7 protein-coding genes and 1 tRNA gene are annotated in these 5828 nt (G+C 66.9%); 3 read left to right on the top strand and 5 right to left on the bottom strand.

The annotated features are described in order from the left end of the window. The 5 genes from AB4Y86_RS10255 to AB4Y86_RS10235 all read right to left on the bottom strand — a co-directional run. Nucleotides 1-291 (bottom strand): VOC family protein (locus AB4Y86_RS10255; RefSeq protein WP_441402134.1); only part of this gene is annotated, 291 nt, incomplete at its 3' end. Nucleotides 292-444: 153 nt separating this feature from the next. Next, nucleotides 445-849 (bottom strand): VOC family protein, encoded by a 405-nt coding sequence (locus AB4Y86_RS10250; RefSeq protein WP_441402133.1) that lies wholly within the window; start codon nt 847-849, stop codon nt 445-447. A 10-nt stretch (nt 850-859) separates the two neighbouring features. Next, nucleotides 860-1297: a helix-turn-helix transcriptional regulator gene (locus tag AB4Y86_RS10245; RefSeq protein ID WP_441402132.1), complete on the bottom strand. Its 438-nt coding sequence runs from the start codon at nt 1295-1297 to the stop codon at nt 860-862. A gap of 72 nt (nt 1298-1369) precedes the next feature. Continuing rightward, the gene (locus AB4Y86_RS10240; protein ID WP_441402131.1) at nt 1370-1867 is read right to left on the bottom strand and encodes a GNAT family N-acetyltransferase; all 498 of its coding nucleotides are present in this window, start codon (nt 1865-1867) and stop codon (nt 1370-1372) included. A gap of 112 nt (nt 1868-1979) precedes the next feature. Continuing rightward, nucleotides 1980-2067, bottom strand: a tRNA-Ser gene (locus tag AB4Y86_RS10235). Between the two features lie 158 nt (nt 2068-2225). Between AB4Y86_RS10235 and AB4Y86_RS10230 the strand changes: the two genes are divergently transcribed. The 3 genes from AB4Y86_RS10230 to AB4Y86_RS10220 form a co-directional block, all read left to right on the top strand. Continuing rightward, nucleotides 2226-3209 carry an NAD(P)H-quinone oxidoreductase gene (locus tag AB4Y86_RS10230; RefSeq protein WP_441402130.1) on the top strand — a complete coding sequence of 328 codons (984 nt, stop codon included), beginning with the start codon at nt 2226-2228 and terminating at the stop codon, nt 3207-3209. Nucleotides 3210-3363: 154 nt separating this feature from the next. Then, a complete protein-coding gene (locus AB4Y86_RS10225) occupies nt 3364-3897 on the top strand; it encodes a PadR family transcriptional regulator (protein WP_441402129.1) in 534 nt (177 codons plus the stop codon). A 209-nt stretch (nt 3898-4106) separates the two neighbouring features. Then, nucleotides 4107-5828, top strand: a 1722-nt coding sequence (locus AB4Y86_RS10220) for a carbon starvation CstA family protein (RefSeq protein WP_441402128.1), incomplete at its 3' end; no start/stop codon positions are given.

Here is a 5828-nt window from a genome sequence, read left to right as displayed (position 1 = left end):
GACCTGCCCGCCGTGCGATTTCACGGCTTCCGCGGTCGCGGCGGCGTCGTCGGCGCGCAGGTAGGTGCTCCACATGTCCGGGAACCCGGCCTGCTCTGCCATCTTCTGCATCATCCCGGCGACGGACTTCCCGTCTTTGGAGGCGGTGATGTAGCCGCCGTACTTATCCTCGTCGCCGGTCTCAAAGGTCCAGCCGAAGAGTTCGCCGTAGAACGACTTTGCCTGTTCCGTGTCCGAGGTCATGAGGTCGATCCAGCAGGGTGCGCCGGGGGTGATGTCAGGGGTAGGCATGGTGTCTCCTGTTCTTCGCGGCTCCGGCTTGCATCCTCGGTGGCCGCCGCTTTCTGATGGATGGGTCAGACAAAAGAGACACTATGCCGGGGCCCCGACGGTTTCAATGGACCGCTAGAAAACCGGATGGGCCGCGGCCGGAAGGAGCCCGCGTCACACGGCCTGGTTGAAACGGACCATGTTGCCGGACGGGTCACGGAAGGCGCAGTCCCGCGGTCCCCACGGCTGCACGATGGGTTCCTGGAGGACCTCCGCACCGGCGGCACGGACGGTCTCGAACGTGGCATCGAGATCGTCAGTGCGGAAAACGATGATGGGCAGGACGCCCTTGGCGAGCAACTGCTGGAGCGCGTCGCCGTCGTCCTGGGAACGGCCCGCGTGCGGGGGCGAAAGCACGATCTCGAGGTCGGGCTGGGCCGCGCTGCCGAGGGTGACCCAGCGGTGGCCGTCCGAGCCGACGTCGTTCCGGACCTCCAGGCCGAGCACGTCGCGGTAGAACGCGAGCGACTCGTCGAGATCGTTGACGGTGATTTGTGCGTACTGAAGTGAAATGTTCATGACTCAAACGCTACGGGGCAAGGAGCGGGGACGCTTCTTCGATCCTGCTCGGTTTCCGCGGCGGCCGGGTGTGCTGCCGGGCCACGCAGGACGGCATCGCCTTCACCGCTTGGTGTCCACGGTCCCGGTAGGCGCTGGGCGGCATGCCGACGATTTCGGTGAAGCGGGAACTGAACGAGCCCAGCGACGTACAGCCGACCTCCATGCAGGCATCGGTCACGCTGGCTCCGGCCCGCAGCAGGGCCATGGCACGTTCGATCCGCCGCGTCATGAGGTAGTTGTACGGCGTTTCGCCGTAGGCGGCCTTGAACTGGCGCGAGAAGTGCGCCGGGGACATGAGCGCGCCGGCGGCCATCGTGGGCACATCCAACGGCCGGGCGTAATCGCGGTCGATCAGGTCCCGCGCGCGGCGCARCTGGACGAGATTGGCCAGTTCCTGCGGTGTCATGCCGAAATTCTAGCGCCGATCCGGGAACAGTGGCCGGTCCGTCCGGCTGCGGGTTCGCCCAGGCCGATCGGGTTACCCCGCGGCCCGCACCATACGTATTTCGGGCAGTTCATGCCAGTCCGCCGGAAGCAGGGCGCGCCTCCCGTCGGCATGAAAACCGTGCTTCTCGTAAAAGGCCCGAGCCCGCGGATTGTCCGCAAGGACCCAGAGGTAGGCGGCCGAGTCTGCCAGGGCGGCGGTCAGCAGGGCGGCGCCGAGCCCGGTCCCGTAGCTGCGGGACAGGGTGTAGATGGCATAAAGCTCCAATTCCTGAGGCCGGTCCTCGTCCCGGCCCGCTCCCGCGTCGGCGAAACCGACGATTTCGTGGTTTTCGTCCAGGGCGATAATTCGAGGCTCGGTGCTCTCCAGATACGGTCGGCGCTTTTCCACGCGTTCCGGGATGCTGGCCCGGCGGCTTTCAAAGAAGTCCGGGGGCAGGAGATGCCCGTAGCATTCCTCATGGGCCTGGGTGTGCATGCGGACCACGGCGTCAGCATCCTCCGCGGTGGCCTGGCGGATCCGGTACTCCATAGCGCCAGCCTAGTGCGGAGGCGGGGCCATCGAAGGGAACGAGTGAGGCCGGCCAAACCAATCTTTCGATCGTCTCGGCCGGCCTCGAAGCCGCAGATAGGCGGCGCACCCGCGGAAGGTAAGAGATTCGAACTCTTGGTACGGGGTTACCGCACACTGGTTTTCAAGACCAGCTCCATCGGCCGCTCGGACAACCTTCCCTAACGAGTAGTGTTTCATAGCCGGTCATCTGCCACAAAAAGCGGCGGCGCTCGCAGACGACGACGGCTCGGCCCCCTACTCTGGAAAAGGGCGCCGCGGCACCGCGTGCCGCCGGCGCCCCGCCAGCACCGCACCAGTAAGGAATTGGGAGTTCTCCATGAAGGCTGTCTACATCTCAGAGCCCGGCGGGCCGGAGGTCCTGGAGCTCCGGGAGGTCCCGCCGCCCGTTCCTGGCCCGGGCGAGGTGCTGATCGACGTGGTAGCTGCCGGTCTCAACCGGGCGGACGTCCAGCAACGCCGCGGGTTCTACCCGCCGCCCCCCGGCGCCTCCGAAATCCCCGGCCTTGAAGTGTCGGGCAGGATCGCGGGCTTCGGTCCCGGCGTCACGAAGCCCTTCTCCGTTGGGGACAAGGTCGTGGCGCTGCTCGCCGGCGGCGGCTACGCCGGGCAGGTGGCGGTTCCGGCCGGGCAGGTCCTGCGGATACCCGACGGCGTGGACCTGGTCACCGCCGCATCGCTGCCGGAGGTTTCGGCCACCGTGTACTCCAACCTGGTGATGACGGCGCAGCTGCAGGCCGGGGAGACGGTCCTCATTCACGGAGCCACCGGCGGCATTGGAACCATGGCCATCCAGTTGGCAAAGGCGCTCGGCGCGCGCGTGGCCACCACCGCTGGCACCGCGGAGAAGGTCGGCACCGCGACAGGGTTCCTCGGTGCGGACATCGCCATCAACTACGCGGAAGAGGACTTTCCGGAGAGCCTGCGCGCCCAAAACAGCGGCAAGGGCGCGGACGTGATCCTCGACGTCGTCGGAGCCAAGTATCTCGGGCAGAACGTGGATGCGCTGGCCGACTACGGCCGGCTCGTCGTGATCGGTCTGCAGGGCGGGACCAAAGCGGAACTGGACCTTGGCATGCTGCTGCGCAAGCGCGCGGCGATCATCGCCACCTCGCTGCGTCCGCGCCCGGTGGAGGAGAAAGCCGTCATCATGACCGCCGTCCGCGACGCCGTCTGGCCGCTGGTGGCCGACGGCAGGATCCGTCCGCTCGTGGCCAAGACGTTCCCGCTGGATCAGGTCCAGGCCGCGCACCGCTACTTCGACTCGGGCGAGCACGTGGGCAAGGTCCTGCTCGTCATCTAAGTGCGCGTCACCGCCGGATGTGACACATTGCATACGTTGATCGGCATATTTGTAGCGCCGAAGCAGTACAAACAACGATATTGTGATTCCATACGCGGTATACACGCGTCTTGGGGCGCGTGTATGCCGTCGTGCTGCTACCCTCGGGAGCACCATGTCTATCCGCCACAGCCTTCTCGCGCTGCTGCAGGACCGCCCCCGCTACGGCTACCAACTCCGGACCGAATTCCAGAACCGCACCGGATCTTCCTGGCCCCTCAACATCGGGCAGGTGTACACCACCCTCGACCGCCTCGAACGCGACGGCCTGGTGCAAAAAGACGGGGCCGACGGCGAGGGCCACATCATCTACCGCATCACCCCCGCCGGACTGGACCAGGTCCGGGACTGGTTTCAGGCTCCCGTGGGCCGCGCCAATCCGCCGCGCAACGAGCTCGCCATCAAGCTCGCTCTCGCGCTCACCCTGCCCGCCGTCGACGTCGGCGGCCTCATCCAGGCGCAGCGCGCCGTTTCCATCCGGGCGCTGCAGGAATACACCAAGTCCCGGCGCGACGCCGCCGCGAACCCGCGCCCGGCCGACTTGGCCAAGCTCCTGGTGCTGGACTCGCTGATCTTCCAGACCGAGGCTGAGGTCCGCTGGCTGGACCTTTGCGAGGCTCGGCTGATGCAGTTGGCCGGCCCGGCCTAACCCCGGCATCGTTAACAAGTCCACCGCGCACCGCGCCCCGCTGCGCCCGGCGGTCCACTCCGTGCCGCTCACCGCGCCCACCATGCCGCTCGTCGCGCCGTCGCGGGGCGGTGCTGCCGGGCCGCGCCCGGCCCGCTGCCCCGTTGATAGGGTGCCATGGGACAGATCTGACTGCTGTTCTGTCAGATGGGGTTTTTCAAGGAGGAAACATGGGCACGACGCCAGCTAGCGGGACCATAACCGCGCAACCCGACGACGGTATAACGCCGGTTCCGGGGCTCCCGGCCACGGCCGTCGACGCGGCCGTCACCGAAGCCGAAGACCGCAAATGGACGCCCGCGAAAATCGCGCTCTGGGCGGCCATCGCACTGCTGGGCGGCGTCGCGTGGTTCATGCTCGCCATCGTGCGCGGCGAGACGGTGAACGCCATCTGGTTCGTGTTCGCCTCGGTCTGCACCTACCTGATCGGCTACCGGTTCTACTCCAAGGTGATCGAACGGTACATCGCCAAGCCGAACGACCGCCGCGCCACCCCGGCCGAATACAAAGCCGACGGCAAAGACTACGTCCGGACTGACCGCAACGTGCTGTTCGGCCACCACTTTGCCGCCATCGCCGGTGCCGGACCGCTGGTGGGCCCTGTCATCGCGGCCCAGATGGGCTACCTGCCCGGCACCATCTGGATCATCATCGGCGTCGTCCTTGCCGGCGCCGTGCAGGACTACCTGGTCCTCTTCTTCTCCATGCGCCGCGGCGGCCGGTCGCTGGGCCAGATGGCCCGCGAGGAACTCGGCGTGATCGGCGGCACGGCAGCGCTCATCGCCACCCTCCTGATCATGGTGATCATCGTCGCCATCCTGGCCCTCGTCGTCGTCAACGCGCTCGGCGACAGCCCTTGGGGCGTCTTCTCCGTCGGCATGACCATCCCGATCGCCCTGTTCATGGGCGTCTACCTGCGCTACCTCCGCCCGGGCAAGGTCATGGAAGTCTCCATCATCGGCTTTGTGCTGCTGCTGGCCGCCATCATCGGCGGCGGCGCCGTCGCCGGCACCGAATGGGGCGCCGCGGTCTTCCACCTGGACAAGGTCACCATCGCCTGGGGCCTCATCGTCTACGGCTTCGTCGCCGCGATCCTGCCGGTGTGGCTGCTGCTGGCACCGCGCGACTACCTCTCCACCTTCATGAAGATCGGCGTGATCGTGATGCTGGCCCTGGCCATCATCGTGGTCCGCCCCGAAATCACCGTCCCGGCGTTCAGCGAGTTCGCCTCCCGCGACGACGGCCCGGTCTTCTCCGGCGCCGTGTTCCCCTTCCTGTTCGTGACCATCGCCTGCGGTGCCCTCTCCGGCTTCCACGCCCTGATCTCCTCCGGTACGACGCCGAAACTCATCGAGAAGGAACGCCAGGCCCGCTTCATTGGCTACGGCGGGATGCTGATGGAGTCATTTGTGGCCATTATGGCGCTGGTTGCGGCGATCTCCATTGACCGAGGCATCTACTTCGCGATGAACGCCCCGGTTGCCTTGACCGGCGGCACCGTGGAAACGGCAGCGCAGTGGGTCAACAGCCTGGGCCTCTCGGGCGTGAACATCAGTCCGGATCTCCTCGCCCAGACCGCCAAGGACGTCGGCGAGCCCAGCATCGTCTCCCGCTCCGGCGGTGCGCCCACCCTGGCCGTTGGCCTGGCGCACATCATGCAGCAGTTCATCGGCGGCACCGCGATGATGGGGTTCTGGTACCACTTCGCCATCATGTTCGAGGCACTGTTCATCCTGACCGCGGTCGACGCCGGCACCCGCGTCGCGCGCTTCATGCTGCAGGACTCGATCGGCAACTTCGTCCCGAAGTTCAAGAACCATTCGTGGCGGACGGGAGCCTGGCTCGCCACCGCCGTCATGGTTGCGGCGTGGGGCGCCGTGCTGCTGATGGGC

Source organism: Arthrobacter sp. 2YAF22_2 (genome assembly GCF_052114645.1).
Taxonomy (GTDB): Bacteria; Actinomycetota; Actinomycetes; order Actinomycetales; family Micrococcaceae; genus Arthrobacter.
This window is presented reverse-complemented; position numbering and strand designations above follow the sequence as displayed.